At 70.2% G+C, this 20,839-nt stretch carries 18 protein-coding genes; 6 read left to right on the top strand and 12 right to left on the bottom strand.

All coding sequences use genetic code 11. The features are described 5' to 3' along the window. Positions 1 to 118: 118 nt before the first annotated feature. Entirely contained in the window at positions 119 to 1,357 is a 1,239-nt protein-coding gene (locus tag BOX37_RS03040; RefSeq protein ID WP_071926269.1) for a pyridoxal phosphate-dependent aminotransferase, read from the bottom strand. A 174-nt stretch (positions 1,358 to 1,531) separates the two neighbouring features. Here BOX37_RS03040 and BOX37_RS03035 point away from each other — a divergent pair, with 174 nt between their 5' ends. Then, positions 1,532 to 1,747 carry a hypothetical protein gene (locus tag BOX37_RS03035; protein WP_071926267.1) on the top strand — a complete coding sequence of 72 codons (216 nt, stop codon included), beginning with the start codon at positions 1,532 to 1,534 and terminating at the stop codon, positions 1,745 to 1,747. Positions 1,748 to 1,794: 47 nt separating this feature from the next. On the opposite strand, the gene sigJ is transcribed toward BOX37_RS03035, so the two are convergent. Further along, positions 1,795 to 2,694, bottom strand: a complete 900-nt coding sequence (gene sigJ, locus BOX37_RS03030; RefSeq protein WP_071926266.1) for an RNA polymerase sigma factor SigJ — start codon at positions 2,692 to 2,694, stop codon at positions 1,795 to 1,797. A 65-nt stretch (positions 2,695 to 2,759) separates the two neighbouring features. Here sigJ and BOX37_RS03025 point away from each other — a divergent pair, with 65 nt between their 5' ends. After that, positions 2,760 to 3,335 (top strand): GNAT family N-acetyltransferase, encoded by a 576-nt coding sequence (locus BOX37_RS03025; RefSeq protein ID WP_071926264.1) that lies wholly within the window; start codon positions 2,760 to 2,762, stop codon positions 3,333 to 3,335. 306 nt (positions 3,336 to 3,641) lie between these two features. After that, positions 3,642 to 4,178, top strand: coding sequence for a class I SAM-dependent methyltransferase (locus BOX37_RS03020; RefSeq protein WP_071926263.1), 537 nt, complete (start codon positions 3,642 to 3,644; stop codon positions 4,176 to 4,178). A gap of 210 nt (positions 4,179 to 4,388) precedes the next feature. On the opposite strand, the gene BOX37_RS03015 is transcribed toward BOX37_RS03020, so the two are convergent. From BOX37_RS03015 to BOX37_RS02995, 5 genes are all read right to left on the bottom strand, one after another. After that, entirely contained in the window at positions 4,389 to 7,340 is a 2,952-nt protein-coding gene (locus BOX37_RS03015; RefSeq protein WP_240505182.1) for an ATP-dependent RNA helicase, read from the bottom strand. A gap of 274 nt (positions 7,341 to 7,614) precedes the next feature. Then, positions 7,615 to 8,703, bottom strand: coding sequence for a 3-deoxy-7-phosphoheptulonate synthase (locus tag BOX37_RS03010; RefSeq protein ID WP_071926259.1), 1,089 nt, complete (start codon positions 8,701 to 8,703; stop codon positions 7,615 to 7,617). A 298-nt stretch (positions 8,704 to 9,001) separates the two neighbouring features. Further along, positions 9,002 to 9,472, bottom strand: coding sequence for a carboxymuconolactone decarboxylase family protein (locus BOX37_RS03005; RefSeq protein ID WP_071926257.1), 471 nt, complete (start codon positions 9,470 to 9,472; stop codon positions 9,002 to 9,004). A gap of 67 nt (positions 9,473 to 9,539) precedes the next feature. Further along, positions 9,540 to 10,403 carry an oxidoreductase gene (locus BOX37_RS03000; protein WP_071926255.1) on the bottom strand — a complete coding sequence of 288 codons (864 nt, stop codon included), beginning with the start codon at positions 10,401 to 10,403 and terminating at the stop codon, positions 9,540 to 9,542. A 78-nt stretch (positions 10,404 to 10,481) separates the two neighbouring features. Continuing rightward, positions 10,482 to 12,026 (bottom strand): acyl-CoA carboxylase subunit beta, encoded by a 1,545-nt coding sequence (locus BOX37_RS02995; protein ID WP_071926252.1) that lies wholly within the window; start codon positions 12,024 to 12,026, stop codon positions 10,482 to 10,484. Between the two features lie 272 nt (positions 12,027 to 12,298). Here BOX37_RS02995 and BOX37_RS02990 point away from each other — a divergent pair, with 272 nt between their 5' ends. Beyond that, a complete protein-coding gene (locus BOX37_RS02990) occupies positions 12,299 to 14,728 on the top strand; it encodes a glycerol-3-phosphate 1-O-acyltransferase (RefSeq protein WP_071926249.1) in 2,430 nt (809 codons plus the stop codon). Then, positions 14,728 to 16,146, top strand: coding sequence for a 1-acylglycerol-3-phosphate O-acyltransferase (locus tag BOX37_RS02985; RefSeq protein ID WP_071926247.1), 1,419 nt, complete (start codon positions 14,728 to 14,730; stop codon positions 16,144 to 16,146). Before BOX37_RS02990 ends, BOX37_RS02985 begins: the two co-directional genes overlap by 1 nt. A 90-nt stretch (positions 16,147 to 16,236) precedes the next feature. On the opposite strand, the gene BOX37_RS02980 is transcribed toward BOX37_RS02985, so the two are convergent. From BOX37_RS02980 to BOX37_RS02970, 3 genes are all read right to left on the bottom strand, one after another. Then, positions 16,237 to 17,430: a Dyp-type peroxidase gene (locus BOX37_RS02980; protein WP_071926245.1), complete on the bottom strand. Its 1,194-nt coding sequence runs from the start codon at positions 17,428 to 17,430 to the stop codon at positions 16,237 to 16,239. Then, complete coding sequence (locus tag BOX37_RS02975; protein WP_240505181.1) at positions 17,423 to 17,977, bottom strand: copper chaperone PCu(A)C; 555 nt, start codon at positions 17,975 to 17,977, stop codon at positions 17,423 to 17,425. Before BOX37_RS02975 ends, BOX37_RS02980 begins: the two co-directional genes overlap by 8 nt. A gap of 90 nt (positions 17,978 to 18,067) precedes the next feature. Further along, the gene (locus BOX37_RS02970; protein WP_084759390.1) at positions 18,068 to 18,613 is read right to left on the bottom strand and encodes a hypothetical protein; all 546 of its coding nucleotides are present in this window, start codon (positions 18,611 to 18,613) and stop codon (positions 18,068 to 18,070) included. 153 nt (positions 18,614 to 18,766) lie between these two features. Between BOX37_RS02970 and BOX37_RS02965 the strand changes: the two genes are divergently transcribed. Then, positions 18,767 to 19,204, top strand: coding sequence for a DUF6069 family protein (locus BOX37_RS02965; protein WP_071926243.1), 438 nt, complete (start codon positions 18,767 to 18,769; stop codon positions 19,202 to 19,204). A 57-nt stretch (positions 19,205 to 19,261) separates the two neighbouring features. Here the strand turns inward: BOX37_RS02965 and BOX37_RS02960 are convergent, their stop codons facing one another. Then, complete coding sequence (locus BOX37_RS02960) at positions 19,262 to 20,026, bottom strand: polyprenol monophosphomannose synthase (RefSeq protein ID WP_206045757.1); 765 nt, start codon at positions 20,024 to 20,026, stop codon at positions 19,262 to 19,264. An 81-nt stretch (positions 20,027 to 20,107) separates the two neighbouring features. Then, positions 20,108 to 20,791, bottom strand: coding sequence for a GAP family protein (locus tag BOX37_RS02955; RefSeq protein ID WP_071926240.1), 684 nt, complete (start codon positions 20,789 to 20,791; stop codon positions 20,108 to 20,110). Between the last annotated feature and the right edge of the window lie 48 nt (positions 20,792 to 20,839).

Here is a 20,839-nt window from a genome sequence, read left to right as displayed (position 1 = left end):
CCCGCCCACCTCGGCGGCCGCGATTTCGGCCACACCGGGCCCATCAGTCGGTGTCGCTCGACTCGCCGCCGCCGCCAGTGCCGGCCGATTGATCACCCGGCACTGGCGGCGTCGCTGCTCAGCCGATATCTCCCTGAGCGCCCATTTGTCCACCGTCCACCTGGGCGGGTGATGTGGGGTCGGGCAGCGTGATTCCCGCACGGAGGCGACGGACGCCCTCGTCGATGGTCTCGTCGCGCTTGCTGAAGGTGAAGCGCACCAGGTGTTTCCAGTCGTCGGCATGGTCGGCGAAGACGCTGATCGGGACGGCGGCGACACCCGATCGAGCGGGTAGTTCGCGGCAGAACGCCATGCCGTCCTCGGCGCCGAGTGGGCGGATGTCGGCGCAGACGAAGTAGCCGCCGGAGCTGGCGCAGACGCCGAAACCCGTGTCGCGCAACGCGGCCGAGAGGCGTAGCCGCTTGTCGGAGAGGCTGTCACGCAGCTCGCGGATCCAGTCGTGCTCATCGGTGATCGCGTGGGCGACGGCGGGCTGGAACGGACCGCCGCCGACGAAGGTGAGGAACTGCTTGGCCGCGAGTACGCCGTCGAGCAGCGGCGCGGGTGCGCACGCCCAGCCGATCTTCCAGCCGGTGACATTGAAAGTCTTCGCGGCACTGGAGACCACGACCGTGCGATCCCGCATACCCGGCAGCGTGGAGATGCTGATGTGCTCGGTGCCGTCGTAGACGAGGTGCTCGTACACCTCGTCGGCCAGCACCAGCAGATCGCGTTCACGAGCCAGGTCGGCGATGGCGGTGAGATCCGCGCGATCGAGCACCGAGCCGGTGGGGTTGTGCGGCGAATTGATCACCAGCATACGGGTTTTCGGGGTGATCGCGGCCCGCAGACTGTCCAGATCGAGGACGAAGCGAGCACCGTCGGGCACCAGGCGCGCGGTGCGCCGCCGCGCACCGGCCAGCGCGACGGCGGCGGCGTAGGAGTCGTAGTACGGCTCGATCAGCACCACCTCCTGGTCCGGTTCGACCAGGCCGAGCACGGCGGCGCTGATCGCCTCGGTGGCGCCGACGGTCACCAGCACCTCGGTCGCCGGGTCGTAGACGGTGCCGTAGCGACGGGCCCGGTCCCGCGCGATCGCGGCGCGCAGCACCGGCATGCCGCGCCCCGGCGGGTACTGGTTGAGCCCGTCGGCGATGGCGGCGCGGGCCACCTCGAGCATGCCCGCCGGTCCGTCGGTGTCGGGAAATCCCTGGCCCAGATTCACCGCGTCGTGGCGGACGGCCAGTTCGGTCATCTCGGCGAAGATGGTCGATCCGAACGGGCGCAGGCGGGCGACAGTGGGCGGCACAGGCGGCATCCCCGCAGCGTAACCCACTTTTCACCGACGTTGCCGAACGATAGCGAACACCTATGTTTCACAAACGTTTTGCCTAGTTGACCTGCGCTATTGTGCGGTGACCCAACCTCAGCTAGCCTCGCCGTGTTCTACCTCACACACCACAGCGTGGTGGCATATCGAAAGGGGCGCTCCATGGCCTCACCTCTGCTCGAATTCATCCTGCAACCGGCTGCGTCGGAGGTAGCCGGTTCGGCCCTGCGGTTCATCCAGGAACACCTGTTCGCCAACCCGATCGTCGACTACTTCGCCGGTTCGGCCACACCGGACAACAACATGGGCTCCTCGACCGGCGATTTCAACCTCGGATCGTCGACCGGAAACCACAATTGGGGGTCCACCTACCCGTAGACCCTCAGCGCATCGGACCGGATCGCGCGGGTCCGGTCCGATGCGGGTCAACGTAACCGCGCGCCCGACAATTTCAGAACGTTGGCGAAATCGTAAGTCGCCCAGATCTTTTGATCCTTGACCACGAAGCCGAGCACGCGCACCGGCCGCCCGAAGGGCGAATTCGGGTCGGTGAGCACCAGTCCCGTTTGCCCGTTGACCACCGCGAAACCCAGCTCCAGCACCTGGTCCCGCTCGTGTGCACGCCACAGTCCCAGCGCGAGCCGCGCGATCTTCTCCGCTCCCACAACGACATCGAGCGCCGTCTTGGTGGTACCGCCCGCGTCGGCGGTGAAGGTGGCGTCCGGATGCAGGGTGGCCGCCACCGCTGCGACATCGCCGGTGGCCAGGGCCGCGAGGAACCGCCGCACCGCCGCGTCGTGCACCTCGTCGTCGACCGGTTCCGGCGCGCGGGCCGCCGTCGCGCGGGCTCGCACCGCCAATTGCCGTGCGGCATCGGCGGTGACGCCCAGGATCTCGGCGATCTCGTCGAACGGCACCGACAGGCCGTCGTGCAGGACCAGCGCGACTCGCTGCTGCGGGGTGAGCGCGTCGAGCACCACCATCGCCGCCATCCGGCTGTCCTGGTTGCGCACCACCACATCGAGTGGGTCGGGAGTGCGCGAGGGCACGGCAGCGCTGACGATCGGCTCCGGAAGCCACTGCCCCACATAGGCTTCCCGGCGAACCGCCGCGCTGCGCAGGTGGTCGAGGCAGATCCGGCCGACCACCGCGGTGAGCCAGGCGCGCAGGTCCTCGATCTCGGACTGGTGCACCCCCGCCATGCGCAGCCAGCTCTCCTGCACCGCGTCCTCGGCGTCGCCGACACTTCCGGTGAGCCGGTAGGCGACCGAAAGCAGATGAGCTCGATGCGATTCGAACAGGTCGGCGAGAAAAAGGGAAACCATCGCCGCCGATCCTACGGACCGGAAAACCTGCTGAGAATCCGGGCGTCGACTGCCAGGATGGCCAGATGTACGAGCACACGCTCACCGACGGCACGGTCTGGCTCACCCGCCCGACCGGCGCCGACATCGACCGCATCGTCGAGTGCTGCCAGGACCCCGAGGTGCAGCGCTGGGTGACCATCCCCGTCCCGTACCACCGGTCAGACGCCGAGTCGTTCCTCGACAAGGCCGTGGCACCCGGTTGGGCGGGCGATACACCGGTTTGGGCCGTCCGCACCGCCGAGGACGGCCAGGTAGAAGGCATGATCGGGCTCCACGACCGTGGAGCCGACATGTGCGAGATCGGCTTCTGGCTCACTCCCGAGCACCGTGGTCGAGGCCTGATGTCGCGCGCCGTCGCCCTGGTCTGCGATTTCGGCTTCGCCCCCGATGGCCTCGCGCTGGCCCGCATCGCCTGGCGCGCGTTCGTCGGCAACCACCCATCCGCCGCAGTCGCCCGCCGCAACGGCTTCCAGTACGAGGGTCTCGCCCGCTCCGCCAGTGTCCAGCGCGGCGTCCGCGTCGACGAATGGCGCGCCGCCCGCCTCCCCACCGATCCACCGGGACCCGCCGACTGGCCGCAACACGTCCTCCCGGGCTGACGACCCCGTCCGCTGCGGCCGAGCAGCACCCACAGCATGGCCCCGCCGCCACCGGACCTCGCGGCGCGGCGACGACCGAGCACACAGCCCACTACCGGGCACACGCCCAACGGTCTCCGGTCGACCACCGAACGCCCTCCGTCGAGCGACGATCGCGCGCGCCCTGCCGACTCGAACTGCCGAGGCTGCTCGACCCGCCGCGCGCCAGGTTGCCCCGGCACCGGAGCGTGCGGTGCGACGATGGGTTGATGGGTGAGCGATCGGGTGCGCGAGGTGGGAAGTCGTGCGCGAGGAGCGAGGTCACTGATGTCCGATGACATGCGGTTCGACTGGCTGGCCGATCTCATGGGTGTGCGCCCGGGTGACCAGGTGCTCGAGTTGGGGCCTGGACCAGGGGCCTCACTCGGGCGGGTGGCGGCACGGTTGAGTACGGGCCGTGTCGTCGGCCTCGACCGCTCCGCGGCCGCGCTGACTCGCGCCCGCGCGCGCTGTCCCGATGAGCTGGCCGCCGGCAAGATCCGGCTCGTCGAGGGCGCGATCGGCTCGATCCGGCCGGATCGGCTGCTGGGCGAACTCGATCGCGGCGCCGACGGGTTCGATCTGATCTTCGCGGTGAACGTCAACGTCTTCTGGACCAAACCCGCCCACGCCGAATGGAACCTGATCCGCGACTGTCTCTCCCCCACCGGCCGGGTCTGGCTCTGCTATGGCTACGGCGCCCCGACCGCCCCCTCCACCAGCCCCAAACCCACCCCCGCCGAACTCACCCACCAGCTCACCACCGCCGGCTTCCGCCCCATCCTCAGCGCCGCGGGCGATCTCCTCGCCGCCCGTGCCGCCTGACACTCGAAGATCAGCGCGGTTCCGCCCTGTCCAGCCGCGCGTGGGGCGATCCGGACAAGCGATCACCAGGCAGTAGCGGCGGCTACTCGGCCGAAACCCACACCACAAGCTGGTGTTCACCGGACCAGTCGGCCGGATTACCTGGACGGTTGATCACCACACTGTGGCGGCGGTGGTTACTCGGGCGATGCTCGCACCAGAGCGTGGTGATCACTTGTCCAGCTGGGCGCGGCGGGCGGTGCCACGGTGTGGGATGACGGTGGTGGGGTCTTCGGGCCAGGCGTGTTTGGGGTAGCGGCCGCGCAGGTCGGCGCGAACCTGGGACCAGCCGGTGCGCCAGAAGGAGGGGAGGTCGGCGGTGACGGCGACGGGGCGCTGGGCCGGGGACAGCAGGTGGAGGACGAGGTGGGCGCGGCCGTCGGCGAGGGCGGGTGGCGCGGTCCAGCCGAGGATCTCCTGCACCTTGACCGCGAGGATCGGCTGGTCGGCGGAGTAGTCGAGGCGGATGCGGCTGCCGGAGGGTACTTCCAGGCGTTCGGGGGCGAGTTCGTCGAGGCGGGTGGCTTCCGGCCACGGGAGCAGACGGCGCAGGGCGGTGCCCGCATCGATGCGCGTGAGGTCGCGACGGCGGCGGGCGGTGGACAGTTCGGGGCCGAGCCAGGCGTCGAGGTCGGCGAGCAGGGCGTCGTCGTCGACGGCGGGCCATGGCGCGCCGAGGGCGCGGTGGAGGAAGTCGAGACGTTGACGCAGGGTGCGCGCGTCGGCATCCCAGCGCAGCAGGTCGAGGCCGTCGGTACGCAGGCCCTGCCGCACCGCCTCGGCGAGCAGCGCCCGATCCGGTTCGCGTAGCGGCTTGTCCGACAGCGTGATCGCGCCGAATCGCTCCACCCGGCGTGCGACCACATCGCCACTGTCCCACCGCACCTCCTCGACCTGCGTCACCAACCCCGGCGCGGCTTCCCTGGCCAGCTCCTCATCAGCGATGGCCGCCAACCGAATTCGCCCCTCCGCCCGCCCCGGATCGCGATCGGCCACCGCCACCGCCAGCCATTCCGCCTCAGCGAGACCAGCACCCGGCGGCAAGGTCACCGCGGTTCCCCCTGCCATGAGATACGTCGACGACCCCGCCGATCGCCTGCGCGCCAACCGTTCCGGCTGCGCCAAGGCGATCAACAACGCGGCGGTTTCCCCTGCCGCACCCGCCGCACCGGACACAGCAGCACCCGCTGTAGCGGCACTCCCGGCCGCACCTGACACAGCACTCCGCGCCACTACGGCGCCCGGACCTCCGGCCGCGCCACCCCGCGAAGCACCAACACCCGTGGAAGCACCCGATGCGCCGGGTACAGCACCACGCGCCGCGGCGGCATCCTCGGTCGCACCTCGGCCGCGATTCGTGCCGTCGCGCGGTGCGTTCGAAGAATCGCGTTCCGGGGTCTTCGGGCCGAGGGTCGGGTGTGAGGTGGGCGTGGGGTCTGCCGACGGGAGGTGTTCGGTGACCAGGCGGGTCAGGCGTTGGACCTCTTTGGTCCAGCGGGGTGGGCGTTCGGCGCGCAGGGCGCGGAGGGCAGCTGCGGCGTCGGTGGCGGTGGTGAGGGAGTCGTCGTCCATGAGGACGACCATTTCGGCGGCGGCTTTCGGGCCGACACGGGTGGCGCCGTCGAGGAGGGCGCGGGCCAATCGGGGGTGCAAGCCGAGGGCAGCCATGGCGCGGCCGCGGGGGGTGATGTGGCCGGTGGGGTCGAGAGCGCCGAGGGTGCGCAGGGTGGTGCGGGCGAGAGTGAGCGGCCCCTCCGGCGGGGCGTCCCACCAGGCGAGAGCGGAGCCGTCGGGAGTGCCCCAGCAGGCCAATTCCAAGGCGAGGCGGGTCAATTCGGCGGTGCGGATCTCCGGCTCGGGATAGGCGGGCAGGGTGTGGTGTTCGTATTCGGGCCAGCAGCGCCACGCCTGACCGGGGGCTTCACGGCCCGCCCGGCCCGCGCGCTGCTCGGCGACCGCGGCCGAAACCCGCACTGTCGCAAGGCCGGACAGACCGCGGCGATGGTCGACGCGGGGCACACGGGAAAGCCCGGAGTCGACGACCGCGCGCACACCGGGCACGGTCAGGCTGGATTCGGCTATCGCCGTGGACAAGACGACGCGGCGGCGCGCACCCGGACGCAAGGCGAGATCCTGCATGCCGCCCCCGAGCCTGCCGTGCAACACGACCACGTCCACATCGTCGAGATCGCGCAGAAGTCCCGCGGTGCGGTTGATCTCGCCGACGCCGGGCAGAAAGACCAGCACGTCCCCGACACCAGCCGACAGTGCGTGCCGGGTCGCCCGCGCGACCTGCGCTTCGATCCGCTCCCGGCGCAGCGCGGGCAGATACCCGATCTCGACCGGATAGGTTCTCCCCCGCACTTCGAGAACCGGTGCACGCCCTGGGCGTGACACCGTCGCGGAGCTCCCGTCGGGGTCCGGCCGAGCCCCGCCGACAGGTGGTGCCGACGCCAACGGCGCCGTCGATCGCCCGTCCAGCCGCGCCGCGACGTCACCGGATTCCGGCCGCGCCGAAAACGGTCCCGCGTCGGCGGATGACACCACCACCTCCGCGCCCCAAGCCTCCCCGGCGGGCGATTGCGCGGACGGCCCGGCCATCCCCGCGCCCAGCAACTCCGCCAGGCGGTCCGCAGCGACCGTCGCGGAGGTGGCGAGGACGCGCAGGTCCGGGCGGAGTCCTGCGCGGGCGTCGAGCAGCAGTGCCAGCAGGAGGTCGGCGTCGAGGTGACGCTCGTGGCATTCGTCGAGCATGACGGTGTCGACGCCGGACAGCTCCGGGTCCTGCTGCAGCCGCCGTACCAGCAGGCCGGAGGTCACCACCTCGATCCGCGTTCGCGGGCCCACCTTCCGGTCCCCGCGCACGGAGTATCCGACGGTCTCCCCGACCCGCTCCCCCAGCAACGAGGCCATCCGCGCCGCCGCCGCCCGCGCGGCCAACCGCCGTGGTTCGGCCACGACGACCCGCCCCGCCGTTCCGGCCGCCAACGCCAGCGGCACCAGCGTCGTCTTCCCGGTCCCCGGCGGCGCGACCAGCACGGCGACACCCCGCGCGGCCAGCGTCGCGACGATCTCCCCCAGCGCGGACCGCACCGGCAGATCGGGAAGTTCAGGCAGTTTCATCACCACCCAGTCTGCCGCCCACCCCGCCCGGAACGGCAACCACCTACTCGCACGCACGCAGTTGGTCGCGCACGGCGAGTGCGGGCGTATCGCTCATGCCGGTTCGCCGCCCGTCACCCGTCAACCTGGACCCTTGATCACCAGGCACTGATGGCGTTCGCCACTCGGCGGATACTCGCCTCAGAGCCTGGTGATCAACCGTCCGACCTGCAGGCGGTGCGGCACACGAAAAACGCCCTGGAACAGGAGGTTCCAGGGCGTGTCTCGAAGCGGGTCAGGCGCGGCGCGCGGCCACCGCGTCGGCCAGGCGGTCGAGCTGGGCAGCGGTGGTGTCCCAGTCGATGCAGGCGTCGGTGATGGATTGGCCGTAGGTCAGCTCAGCGGACTTGCCGAGGGTGAGGTCTTGGCGGCCCGCGACGAGGAAGGACTCCAGCATCACGCCGACGACGCCCTGTTCGCCCGCGGCGAGGCGGTCGGCGATGTCGGTGACCACGTCGACCTGACGGTTGTGGTCCTTGTTGGAGTTGCCGTGGCTGGCGTCGACGACGACGCGCTGGGCCAGCGAAGACTTCTCCAGCCGCAGCTTGGCCTCGGCGACCGAGGCGGCGTCGTAGTTGGTGCCGTTGCTGCCCCCGCGCAGGATGACGTGGCAGTCGGGGTTGCCCGAGGTGCGGATCAGCGCGGAGCGGCCGTCGAGGTCGGTGCCGGGGAAGACGTGGCTGGCGGCGGCGGCGCGCACACCGTCGACCGCGACCTGCACGTCACCGTCGGTGCCGTTCTTGATGCCCACCGGCATCGACAGCGCCGAGGACAGCTGGCGGTGCACCTGGCTGGCGGCGGTGCGGGCGCCGATCGCGCCGTAGGAGACCAGGTCCGCGATGTACTGCGGGGTGATCGGGTCGAGGAACTCACACGCCACCGGTAGGCCGAGGGCGGTGATGTCGACGAGCACCTTGCGACCGATGCCGAGGCCGGTGTTCACGTCGAACGAGCCGTCCAGGTGCGGATCGTTGATCAGACCCTTCCAGCCCAGCGTGGTGCGCGGCTTCTCGAAGTACACGCGCATCACCACGTGCAGCCGGTCGCCCAGCTCCTCGGCCTTGGCGGCCAGCTTGCGGGCGTAGTCCAGCGCGGCGACCGGGTCGTGGACCGAGCACGGGCCGACGATCACCATGAGGCGGTCGTCGTCGCCGTTGAGCACGTCGACGGTGGCTTTGCGGCCGGAGCGCACGGTATCGGCCAGCTCGTCGGTGATCTGGTGGACCAAGCGGACCTCGGCGGGCGAGCGCAGGGGGCTCACGCTGAGGGTGCGCTGATCATCGAGATCGGAATGCCGCGCGTCGACGTCGGCTGCGGTGGTCATGAGATGTGGGTCCTTTTCGGTAGAAGGCCGACCCACGGAATTTCGCTACCCGTCGAGCCGGTCAGGAATCCGGCTCGGGGTGGAGGAAGTCAGCGCGCAGGGTCGCAGACCGGCCCACCCAGGGCCGGGTCGCTAAACCAGAAATATGCGCGCTGCATGTCAAGGACTGTACCACCGGTGAATCCGCGCAGACCCGCGCGCCCTCGCCCGGAGTGTGGACCATCACACCCGCTCGACACCGCTTGGCCCGCTCCTTCCGGCCCGCCGGAGCACGATGTCGCCCCGGCGGAGTCGGTGCTCAGCCCCACTGACCAGGGACGTAGTCGCCCGCGGGCGTCCGGGCGATGGCGTTGAGCCGGTTCCAGGCGTTGATCATCGCGATGGCACCGATCAGCGCGGCGATCTGGTCATCGTCGTAGTGCTTGCGGACCTGGTCCCAGGTGTCGTCGGTGACGTGTCCGCCGTCGGCGGCGCGGGTGGCCTCCTCGGTGAGCGCGAGAGCGGCGCGCTCGGCCTCGGTGTAGACACCTGCCTCGTGCCAGGCGGCGACCAGGTTGATCCGAACCGCCGATTCGCCCGCGTGGGCGGCGTCCTTGGTGTGCATGTCGGTGCAGTAGCCGCAGCCGTTGATCTGCGAGGCCCGGATCTTGACCAGTTCGTAGGTGGTTTTGGGCAAGGTGGAGTCCTCGAGCACCTTGCTCGCCATGATCAGCCGCTTGGTGAAGCTGGCGGAGACGGGGTTGGCGTAGAGGTTGAAGCGCGGTTCCATGATGGCTCCTTCGTCGTGGCCCTGAGGGGTTCACCGAGATGACGAAGGAGCGCTCACGGGTGTGACATCAGATCAGGCCGCAGAGCTTTTCCGAGAGTTCCCACAGCTCGCCGGCCAGGACGCGGTCCTTCGACGCGGCGCTGCTGGCACTGCGCGTCGGGTAACCGCGCAGGCCCAGGAAGCCGTCGGGGCCGTAGAACGCGCCCGGCTCGATGTGGGCGGTGGCGGCGAACAGGGAGGGCAGCGCGCCCTGCTCGGCGCTCTGGGCGAACATGCGGTTGCCCAGCCACATGAACCGGTCCTGGATGGACTCGGTGTGCGACATGAGATCGGTGGCGGCGTAGCCGGGGTGCGCGGCGACCGACACCACCGCCGAACCCTCACCGGCCAGGCGACGCTGTAGCTCGTAGGCGAAGCTCAGGTTGGCCAGCTTGGACTGACCGTAGGCCAGCCAGCGGTCGTAGCGGCGACGCTCCCAGTTCGGGTCGTCCAGGTTGATCTTGCCGATGCGGTGCGCGCCGCTGGCGACCGTCACCACGCGGTCGGTGATCCGGTCGAGCAGCAGGTTGGTCAGGGCGAAGTGACCGAGGTGGTTGGTGCCGAACTGCATCTCGAAGCCGTCGGCGGTGCGGTGCAGCGGCAGCGCCATCACGCCCGCGTTGTTGATCAGCACGTCGACGCGCTCGATCGAGTCGGCGAAGGCGCGCACGGAGTTCAGATTCGCCAGATCGAGCGCACGGACCTCGCTCTGGCCGGGCAGGCTCGCGGCCACCCGCTCGGCCTTGGCGACATTGCGACAGGCCAGGACCACCCGCGCGCCCGCCTCGCTCAGTGCCCGCGCGGTGGCGGCGCCGAGACCGCTGTTGGCACCGGTGACGATGATCGTGCGGCCGGTCTGGTCTGGCAGTTGCGCGGTAGTCCACTTGCTCACCCGCGGAAGTCTAGTTCGGCCAGGCGAAAGCGCGAATCGGCAAGCGCCGGTGCGAGGTTCGCACCGGCGCCGCGACGATCACAGCGGCAGCAGGTGATGCTTGCGCGGGTAACGCACGACCTTCTTGTCGCGCAACAGGTTCAGCGCGCGGCGGATCTCGAGCCGGGTCGCCGAGGGCTCGATGACGCGGTCGATGTAGCCGCGCTCGGCGGCGATCCACGGGGTGGCGATGGTCGCGTTGTAGAAGTCGACCATCTGCTGCCGGACCGTGGCGCGCTGCTCCTCGGGGGTGGCGTCGAGGATCTTGCGCTGGGTCAGGCCCACGGCGCTCTCGGCCCCCATGACCGCGATGCGCGCGGTCGGCCAGGCCAGGTAGGCATCGCAGCCCAGCGCCTTGGCGCCCATCACGGCCCAGCCGCCGCCGTAGGCCTTGCGGATCACCACGGTGACCTTCGGCACGGTGGCCTCCACATAGGCGAACAGGAAGCGGCCACCGCGCTTGATGACGCCCGCCTTCTCCTGCTCGACCCCGGGCAGGAAGCCGGGGGTGTCGACCACGAGGACCAGCGGGATCTCGAAGGCGTTGCAGATGTGGATGAAGTGCGAGGCCTTGTCGCTGGCCTTGGCGTCGAGCGCGCCGGCGAGCACGGTCGGCTGGTTGGCGACCACGCCGACCGGGCGGCCGTCCACGCGCGCGAAGCCGGTGATCAGGTTCTCGGTGGCGGCCGCGCCGACCTCGTGGAACTCACCGTCGTCGAAGATCCGCAGCAGCACGTCGTGCATGTCGTAGACCATGTTGTCGGAGTCGGGGACGAGCTTGTCCAGCGACAGATCGGAGTCGGTGAGCTCGGGCTCGAGGCCGGGGTTGATGACCGGCGGGAGCTCGGTGGAGCTCGACGGCAGGTAGCTCAGGTAGGTGCGAACCCAGTCGAAGGCCGCGGGCTCGTCCTTGGCGACGTGGTGGATGTTGCCGTAGGCGGCCTGGTTGTAGACCCCGCCCAGCTCCTCCATGTCGACCTTCTCGCCGATGGCCTCCTCGAGGATCTTCGGCCCGGTGACGAACATGTGCGCGCTCTCGGTGGCGACCACCACATCGGTGCAGATCGGCTGGTACACCGCGCCCGCCGCGCAGTTGCCCAGGATCAGCGAGACCATCGGCACCGAACCCGAGAGCGGTTCCATCATGGTCGCCAGCTCGCCGTACCAGCGCAGCGAGGAGACGGCCTCCTGCACGCGCGCGCCGCCGGAGTCGTTGATGCCGACCAGCGGGCAGCCCATCTTGCCCGCGAAGTCCATGATCGCGGCGACCTTGCGGCCGAACATCTCGCCGATGGTGCCGCCGTAGACGGTCTGGTCGTGCGAGAACACGGCGACCGGGCGTCCGTCGACGAGGCCGTGCCCGGTGACCACGCCGTCGCCGTAGAGCGACTTCTTGTCGGTGGGGTTGCGCACGAGGGCGCCGATCTCGACGAAGGTGCCGGGGTCCATCAGCATGTTGATGCGATCGCGGGCCGAGGGGATACCCTTGCGCGCCCGCTTGGCAGCTCCGACTTCGCCGGCCGGTTCCTTGGCGAGTTCGAGTTTTTCGCGCAGGTCGGCAAGCTTTTCGGCAGTTGTGCTCATCAATACATCCAGGTGTCGCGGGCGGGTCGGGCGGTACAGCTTTCCGGTGGACGTTGCCACAGTACCGGGGAGAGACGCAGCTCATAAGATAGGCTTGCCTAAGCTAACCGTGGAGCAGGTCGAGCGCGGCAGACGATCCGCCGCGGAGAAGCCGTGCCAACGCCGAACACGGTTGGCATCACTCGACCGATTCGGCGCGACTCCGGCGCGCGGCGACGCGCCTGTCGACGAAGTCCGATGCGGGATGGCCGTACTCGGGCTTGAATGGAACCATGACGGTTGAGGGTGGGCGGCGCGGCCCGCGAACGGGACCAGCATCGGATTCGGTGGTCGCACTCGTCGACGCGGCCTCCGGCGTCGAACGCGAGGTGATCGGCGCCTGGATCGCCGAGGGTGGCCTGAGCCGCGACATCGACTCGACCGCGCCGGTGACCCAGCTCGACCTCGACGCGAAGGCCATCACCAAACGCCTGGTCAGCCGGCACGACGACCCGCTCGTCGTCCCGGTCCGGGTGCTGTGGCTGCCGCCCGAACGCGACGGTGTGCGCCGGGTGACCTTCGCCGATCTGGCGCTGCTCACCAACCCGCGCAAGCCCAACCGACTGGTGCAGCGCAGGCTGCTGCGCAGCGAACCCGACCGCCACCAGGTGCTCGTCGGTGCCCCGGCCCGACTCAGCGCGCTGCGCGCCAACAACCCCGAGGCCGCCGCGCTGCTGCGCGCCGGCACCGCCGATCCCTTCGCCCGCGCGGTGGTCCGCGCCGCGGTCGTGGCGCTGGAGCGGGCCGAACGCACCGTCATCGGTGATCGCTACAAGGTGCCGCAGCTGGTCGCCGAGGAGATCCTCGACACCCCCGAATTCCAGCGCAAACTCGACTACATCGCCGACGAGACCGGCGCCGAGCCCGACCAGGTGTACCGCAACGCCGACAAGGCGCTGCGCGAGCTGGTCGCCGCGCAGAGCAGGCTGGTCTCGGACCTGTTCACCCAGGCCATGCGCCCGATCCACGCCTCGACCTGGAAGGTCGACACCGACCTGCGCGGCCTGGACGCGCTGCGCAAGCTCAACCGCAAGTACCCGCTGGTCTTCCTGCCCTCGCACCGCTCCTACGTCGACGCGTTCGTGCTCGGTGATGTGCTGGCGCGCAACGACTTCCCGCCCAACCACGTGATCGGCGGCGCCAATCTCAACTTCTGGCCGATGGGCCCGATCGCCCGGCGCACGGGCACGGTGTTCATCCGGCGCAGTTTCGGCGACGACGAGGTGTACAAGGCCGTCGTCGAGGAGTACTTCGCCTATCTGCTGGCCAAGCGCTTCAACATGGAGTGGTACTTCGAAGGGGGCAGAACCAGGACCGGCAAGCTGCGCCCGCCCCGCTACGGCCTGCTCAATTTCCTTGCCGCCGCGGTGCGTTCACGCCGGGTCGACGACGTGCTGCTGGTGCCGGTCTCGATCACCTACGAGCGACTCAACGAACTCGGCGCCATCGCCAGCGAGCAGTCCGGCGGCACCAAGAAGCCCGAGGGCATCGCCTGGCTGGCCAGATACGTGCGCAGCCAACAGCATTCGGCCGGACACGTGTATGTGCGCTTCGGCGAACCCCTGTCGGCCCGTGAACGCCTCGGCGCGCACGGCGACCCCCTCGACCAGCGCCCGCTGACCATCCCGCTGCGCGACACCACCACCGGAACGACCAGCGTCCCCGACGAGTCGGCGCTGGGCGAGACCGAGCGCAAAGCCGTGCAGCGCCTGGCCTTCGACATCGCGGTCGGCATCAACGAGGTCACCCCGATCACGGTCAACGCGCTGGTCACGCTGGCTCTGCTCGGCGTGCACGAGCGCGCGCTCACCCTCGGCCAGGTGCGCACGGTGCTCGACCCGGTGCTCGGCTACATCGCGCTGCGCGCGCTGCCCAGCGGCGAGCTGTCCACCCTGCGCGACGAACAGGGCCTGCGGGTGGTGCTCGAACAGCTCGCGCTCGCCGGGGTGGTCACGGTGTATCGCGGTGGGCTGGAACCGGTCTACGCGATCGAACCCGGCGCGCATCTGGAGGCGGCGTTCTACCGCAACAGCGCGGTGCACTGGTTCGTCAACCGGGCCATTCTCGAACTGGCCGCGCTGACCGCGGTGGAAGCCCCCGGTGACGACCCGCTGCGCTCCGCGTGGAAGGCAGCCTTCGCATTGCGCGATCTGCTCAAGTTCGAGTTCTTCTTCCCCGAGCGCCAGGAATTCGCCGACCAGATCATCAACGAGGTGCGCCTGATCGTGCCCGAATGGGACGAGCACACCCCCGACGACCGGCTCGACCGCCAATTCCTCGCCGCGCTCACCGATTCCGGCTTCGTGATGGCCCATCGCGTGCTCCGCTCGTTCTTCGACGCGCAGCTGGTGGTGGCCGAGCGGCTGGTCGCGCGTTCGGCCGACGCCACGATCGACCGCAAGGAGTTCATCGACGAGTGCGTGGCCGTCGGCCGGCAGATGCTGTTGCAGCAACGCCTGCACAGTCCCGAATCGGTGTCCTCGGAACTGTTCACCAGCGCATGGAAACTGGCCGGCAATCACGGCCTGATCGCCCCCGCCGCACCCGGTGACGAAGCCGAGCTGATCGAGCGACGGCGCGAATTCGCCGAGCGCCTGCGCGATCTCGGTGAACGCATCGCCCGCGTCGCCTCGCTCGATCCGTCGAACCGGACCACGATCTGATGAGCACACTCACCGAGGCCACGGCCGCCATCCGTTCCGGGCCGCAGGGACCACAGGTCGCCGCCGTGTTCGACTTCGGCGGCACCGTCGTCGACGAACTGCCCCGGCGCGGTCCGCTGCGCCGAATGACGGGTCGTGGTGACGCGCGCCGGGCCACCCTGCTCGGCGGCATCCGCCGCGGCGGCGGTGACGGCGACTACGGCCGCTTCCTCCAAGCCGTCGAGCGGACCTGGGCGGGCGCCGCGGAGGACGAACTCGAGCAGCTCGGTCGCTCGGCGTTCGGCCGGGAGATCTACGGGCGGCTGTTCCCCGAGGCCTGGCAGCTCGTGCGCGAACACCAGCTCGCCGGGCACACCGTGGTGCTGGTCAGCGAACTCACCCGGTTCCAGGTGCGGCCCGTCGCCGACAAGCTCGGCATCGAGCACGTGCTGTGCACCCGGCTCGCGGCCGAGGACGGTGTGCTGACCGGGCACACCGACGGTGTGCCGCTGTGGCGCAACGGAAAAGCCGAGGCGGTCCGGGAGTTCGCGGCGGCGGGTGGGCTCGAGATCGGTTACGTGTACGCCGACAGCGCGACCGACCAGCCCCTCCTCGACCTGGCCGACGCGCCGACCGTGATCGATCCCGATCCCGCGCTGGCCGCGCTCGCCGCCGACCGGGACTGGCCCACGCTCGCCTTCCGGCCGCGCCGCGCGCCGCGGCCACTCGACTACCTGCGCACGGTGGCCGGTTTCGCCGCGCTGATCGGCGGCGCGATCGTCGGCATCCTGCGCAAGTCCTACACCGGCAGGCGCCAGGCGATGGCCGACGCGCTCATGCACGACGCCACCACCGCGACACTGCGCAGTATCGGCGTCCAGCTGCGCGTGGTCGGTGCCGAGAACGCCCGTGCCCCCCGGCCCGCGGTGTTCCTGTTCAACCATCAGAGCCAGTTCGACGTGATCATCGTGCCGAAGGTGCTCGACGGCGCGGTGACCGGCATCGGCAAGAAGGAACTCGCCAACCACCCCCTGTTCGGGCCGATCATGCGGTTCGTCGGCGTCACCTTCATCGACCGCGCCGACACCGCCGGCGCCAAAGCCGCGCTCGCGCCGGTGGTCTCCACCCTGCGTGACGGCCTGTCCATCGGCATCGCCCCGGAGGGCACCCGCTCGCACACCCCCGGTCTCGGCCCGTTCAAGAAGGGCGCCTTCCACATGGCGATCAAGGCGGGCGTGCCGGTGATCCCGGTGGTGATCCGCAATGCGGGTGAAATCGCCTGGCGGGATTCGCCGATCGCGCGCTCGGGCGTGGTCGACGTCGCGGTGCTCGCACCGATCGACGTGAGCGACTGGGACCCCGCCGACCTGGACGAGCGGGTCGAGCAGGTCCGCCAGCTGTTCGAACACACCATCCTGAACTGGCCGCAGCCCGACTGACCCCACGGCAGCGCGAGGGCCCCGGAGCTCACCGACGGCGACGCACGACCCGGTCCGGCCGGGCGCGCGAAGGTGCCCGGCCGGATTCGGTCAGCTCTCGAACAGGCGCTGACCCAGGTAGCCGCCCGGTTCCGCGACACCGGGCGGGATCGCGAACACGGCCGAACCGATGGGCGTGGTCCATTCGTTCAGCGCGTCGACCTCCGCCAGCCGCTGCTGCACCGGCAGGAACTGGACGTCGACATCGCGCTGGTACGCGGCGAACAGCAGCCCCGAGTTCGACAGCTGACCCGGACCGGGCGCGTCGTCGTAGTTGTAGGCACGGCGCAGGAACCGTTCCCCGTCATGGGTGTGCCTGGCCCGTGCCACGTGCGACGACGGCGGGATCACCGGGATCCCGAAGCGGTCGACCGCGGTCAGGTCGGGTTCGTCGAACTCGTCGACGCCGGTCAGCGGCGCGCCGGTGGACACCCGACGGCCGACGGTCAGTTCGCGGCCATCGGTGTCGAGTTCGTCCCAGGTGTCGAGGTCGATGGCGATGCGACGCAGCACCAGCGAGGTACCGCCCGCCAGCCACGGCATCGCCGTTCCGTCGTCCCACACCAGCCGATCGAAGTCGACGGAGCGCGCGGCGATGTTGACCGTGCCGTCGACCTGGCCCATGAGGTTGCGCATGGTCTGGCCCTTGGGCTCGTCCCGGAACCCGCGCTGCACCCAGCGCACCGTCACCAGCGAGCGCACGTGCTTGGACAGCACCCGCACCGCGTGCGCGACCGTGGTGGCCTCCTCGGCACACACCTGCAGGAGCAGGTCGGCCCCGGTGTAGGCCGGGTCGAGTCGGTCGATGGGGAAGGCGGGCAGCGGGCGCAACCAGGGCGGGCGCCGCTCGGGTAAGCCGGCGACCGTGAACAGGTCGGGGCCGAAGCCGACGGTGACCGTGAGCCGGGCGGGACGCGCCGCCAGCTCCGGTTCGGTGTCGGCGAGCGCGGGCAGGCCCCTGGTGAGGCGGGCGGCGTCGTCGGTCCAGATCCGGAGCAGGCCGATGATGTCGGCGCGGTCGACACCGGGTGCGAGATCGAAGCCGACGAAGGCGGCGTGGCCGGGCGGGGTGGTCTCGATGCCGGCCTGATGCGCGCCATGGAAGGCGACGACGTCGAGCCCGTCGTCGCCGTGTGGTTCGCGCCGAACCAGACCCGATGCGCCCCAACCGATTCCGACCGCACCCGCCGCCACCGCTCCCCCGCCGAGCAACCGTCGCCGGGAGAGCCCGGGTAGCTCAGCCACCGTGCGAGGCGTGCTCGGTGCCGGGCGCGTAGTTCTCGTTGCCGCCGGCGAAGTCGCGGACCTGCGCGGTGACGACGGTGCTCGAACCGTCGGAGAAGCTCAGCGTGACCGAGGTTTCGGAGCCGGTGCGCAGGGGCTGTTTCAGATCCATGAACATCAGGTGGTCGGCGCCGGGCCGCAGGGTCACCACGCCTTTGGCCGGAATGGTGATGCCGCCTTCCTTGGGGCGCATGGTCTTGGCACCGGTGCTGTCGGGCACCACCTCGTGGATCTCGACACGATCCGAGGCGGGGCTGGTGGCGGCGACCAGGGTCGCCGGCTCGTCCCCGGTGTTCTCGAGATTGCCGAAGGCGGCGGACATGCCGGAATCGGCGGCCTTGATCCACTGATCGCTCATGCTGATCCGCTCCCCCGCCGCCACCGGGGCGACGGATTCGGCATCGGAACAGGCGGTGGCGAACACCGCGAGCACGGACAGAGCGGCCGAGGCGCCGAGACGGCGGGCGAGGCGGGGTGAGCGCAGGTGGGTACGCGGGAATTGCGACACGGAGAACTCCGATCATCGGGTGTGGGTGAGCCCGGACCGGCGTTCGGCACAGCGAATCGACCGCCGGGACGGCGGGATTCGACGGCGTGGTTACGCCGGTACGGGGTGAGCTGGGTGTCCGGCGGCGCGCGGCGGCCCCCGCAGGCCGATTCCCGGCCGCAGGAGCAGCTGTCGCACCACCGCGCGCTCGGCGACGATCGGTAGCGCGGGGCACCGGTCGACCGGCGGCGCGACGAGCCCACGCACGAGCTGTCGCACGCTGGTGAGCGCCCGGCGCACCCCGAGCTCGGCGGCGCGGATCGCGAGCGCGCCCGCCGGGATCGCCACCAGGTGCGCGAGCAGCATCGCGGCGGAGTAGGTGTGCGCGTGCTGGGCGTGGCCCAGCGAGAGCGCGGTGTGTCCGATGCCCTGGCCGATCGCGAGCACCGTCATGGTCATCGCGGAGGTGTTTCCCCGGGGCAGCGCGGCGGCTACGACGCCGATCAGCGCGCAGGCGGCGAACAGCAGCGTCAGCGAGGAACCGCTGGGAACGGCGCTCGCCCCGCCCAGTCCGTGCGCGAGGACGGCGACGGCACCGGAGGCGGCACCGACGGCGGCACCGCGCAAGCGGGCGGTGTGATCCGTCGGTGAACGCACGTCGCCATGCTACGACGGCCTGTCGTATACGCGTCGGCCAGGGACTGTGACCAGCGTCTCGGGAAGGGGTCGCGGCCGAGTCGAAATCAACGCTTGACCTAAAGTTTTGTTTAGGTTCCATGATTGTCTCACCACCGAATGAGGGAGAACATCATGAGCACCATCGCCGAAACCACCACCGTCCGTTCGCTGCCCGCGCTGACCCGGCCCGTCGCCGTGCTGGGCGGCGTGGTCGCCGCGGTCATCCTGAATCTGATCGTCTGGGGCATCGGCGCCGCCGCCGGCGGGTCGTTCACCGTGGTCGACGGGGAGACCGTCACCGATGTGGCGCCCGGTGGGGTGATCATCCTGTCGGCGGTGCCGCTGCTGATCGGCCTGACCATCGCGGTGCTGATCGCCTACCGGTGGAGCGGCGTACTGCGGGTCGCCGAGGTCGTCGGCTCGGTGCTGTCGATCGCGACCATCGGCCTGACCCTGACCGCGGGCTTCGACGCCGCCACCACCGTCGCCCTGTCGGTGATGCACGTGGTGCTGGTTCCGGTCATCGTGGTCGCGCTGGAGGGGGTGCGACGCAGCATCACCACGCAGTGACCCCGGAAACGACCGATGGCCCCGCCGGATTGCGGCGGGGCCATCGTCGTGTCGTGGCTAGACCGAGCGGCCGAACAGCAGCTTCCACGGCATCAGCGCCGACTCCAGCTGCACCTTCAGGCTCATCTTCGAGGCGCCGACGGTGCGCTCCTCGAAGCGGATCGGCACCTCGGCGAGGGTGTAACCCCGCTTGATCGCGCGGTAGTTCATCTCGACCTGGAACGAGTAGCCGTTGCTGCGGATCGAGGCGACGTCGATCGCGCGCAGGGTGTCGGCCTTCCACGCCTTGAAACCGGCGGTGGCGTCCTTCACCCCGAGCCGCAGGATCATGTTCACGTAGAAGTTGGCCCAGGCCGAGAGGGCCTTGCGGTACCACTTCCACTCCTCGGCGGTCGAGCCGCCGGGCACGTAGCGGGAGCCGAGTACCACGCCGACATCCTCGGAGCCGAGCTGCTCGAGCATGGCCGGGATCACCTCGGCCGGGTGCGAGAGGTCGGCGTCCATCTGGATCACCACATCGGCACCGTCGGCCAGTGCCTGGGTGATGCCGGCGATGTAGGCGCGGCCCAGGCCGTCCTTCTCGGTGCGATGCAACACACTCACCACGTTCGGCAGCTCGGCGGCCAGCTTGTCGGCCACCTCGCCCGTACCATCGGGTGAGTTGTCGTCCACCACCAGCACGTGCAGATCGGACACCGGCAGCGCCGTCAGCCGTTCCACCGCCACCGGCAGATTTTCCCGCTCGTTGTAGGTCGGCACAACAACGGTAACCCTCAAGGGTCGCCCTCCCTGCTCACCTGGTATCGCCCGGCGTCCCACCATGTGGGCGCCGTGGCACGTCATCGATTCGTGATGACGGTACTCGATCCACCTGACGGGTTCCTGAGCGGCCGGGCGGGCCGCTCACCACAGCTCACCGCCGTGGACCAGCGCGTCGACCACGAGCACGAGGCCGAACACGACGAAAAGCACCCGGATCGTGCGCGGCCCATAGCGGGTGACGCCCCGCACGAGCACGCGGTACACCCGGCGCGCACGCGGGGTGTTGCGCAGGGCCAGCACCAGCACGAGCAGCGGAAGGAGCAGGGCGATCGCGCAGTAGGCGGCCACGAGCAACGGCCACCCCACCGGCAGCGGACGTTGCGCCGACAGCAGCGCCAAGGCCGCCAGGTACGGCACCGAGGTCGGCATCTTCACCAGGCCGATGGTGCCGCCGAGCACACCCATGAGCCATGGCTTCTCGCGCACCGGCCGCACCCAGCGACGGCCGGTGGACGTCGTCGTGCCGGTCGGCAGCGCGGCGGCCCCGATCAGGAGGAGACCGATCAGCAGCTCCCCCCAGTACCGCAGGGCAGGCGTCAGCTCGAAGTCGACCAGCCGAACCAGGAAATCGATCCCGAGCACCGTACAGATACCGAAGGCGACCGAAACGACGAAGACGCCCCCGAGCAGGCTGAGCCCACCGACCACCGGCGATCGCCGAGCCAGCCGACTGTCCGCGATGACAGCGGTGGTGATCGCCACCATCAGCACGTCGAGCGCGTCCAGCAGCGCGAAGCCGAACAACGCGAGCAACAGGGAACCCATGACTGGAATGACCCTACCCGGCGGCACTCGCGCACCCTTCTGGCCAGA

Origin of the sequence: Nocardia mangyaensis (assembly GCF_001886715.1) — a bacterium.
GTDB classification, from domain to species: Bacteria; Actinomycetota; Actinomycetes; order Mycobacteriales; family Mycobacteriaceae; genus Nocardia; species Nocardia mangyaensis.
This window is presented reverse-complemented; position numbering and strand designations above follow the sequence as displayed.

Bases quoted from the DNA above. Each gene is read 5' to 3' on its own strand.
- BOX37_RS03040 (WP_071926269.1), bottom strand. From the start codon at position 1,357: ATGCCGCCTGTGCCGCCCACTGTCGCCCGCCTGCGCCCGTTCGGATCG.
- BOX37_RS03035 (WP_071926267.1), top strand. From the start codon at position 1,532: ATGGCCTCACCTCTGCTCGAATTCATCCTGCAACCGGCTGCGTCGGAG.
- sigJ (WP_071926266.1), bottom strand. From the start codon at position 2,694: ATGGTTTCCCTTTTTCTCGCCGACCTGTTCGAATCGCATCGAGCTCAT.
- BOX37_RS03025 (WP_071926264.1), top strand. From the start codon at position 2,760: ATGTACGAGCACACGCTCACCGACGGCACGGTCTGGCTCACCCGCCCG.
- BOX37_RS03020 (WP_071926263.1), top strand. From the start codon at position 3,642: ATGTCCGATGACATGCGGTTCGACTGGCTGGCCGATCTCATGGGTGTG.
- BOX37_RS03015 (WP_240505182.1), bottom strand. From the start codon at position 7,340: ATGAAACTGCCTGAACTTCCCGATCTGCCGGTGCGGTCCGCGCTGGGG.
- BOX37_RS03010 (WP_071926259.1), bottom strand. From the start codon at position 8,703: ATGACCACCGCAGCCGACGTCGACGCGCGGCATTCCGATCTCGATGAT.
- BOX37_RS03005 (WP_071926257.1), bottom strand. From the start codon at position 9,472: ATGGAACCGCGCTTCAACCTCTACGCCAACCCCGTCTCCGCCAGCTTC.
- BOX37_RS02995 (WP_071926252.1), bottom strand. From the start codon at position 12,026: ATGAGCACAACTGCCGAAAAGCTTGCCGACCTGCGCGAAAAACTCGAA.
- BOX37_RS02990 (WP_071926249.1), top strand. From the start codon at position 12,299: ATGACGGTTGAGGGTGGGCGGCGCGGCCCGCGAACGGGACCAGCATCG.
- BOX37_RS02985 (WP_071926247.1), top strand. From the start codon at position 14,728: ATGAGCACACTCACCGAGGCCACGGCCGCCATCCGTTCCGGGCCGCAG.
- BOX37_RS02965 (WP_071926243.1), top strand. From the start codon at position 18,767: ATGAGCACCATCGCCGAAACCACCACCGTCCGTTCGCTGCCCGCGCTG.
- BOX37_RS02960 (WP_206045757.1), bottom strand. From the start codon at position 20,026: ATGGTGGGACGCCGGGCGATACCAGGTGAGCAGGGAGGGCGACCCTTG.
- BOX37_RS02955 (WP_071926240.1), bottom strand. From the start codon at position 20,791: ATGGGTTCCCTGTTGCTCGCGTTGTTCGGCTTCGCGCTGCTGGACGCG.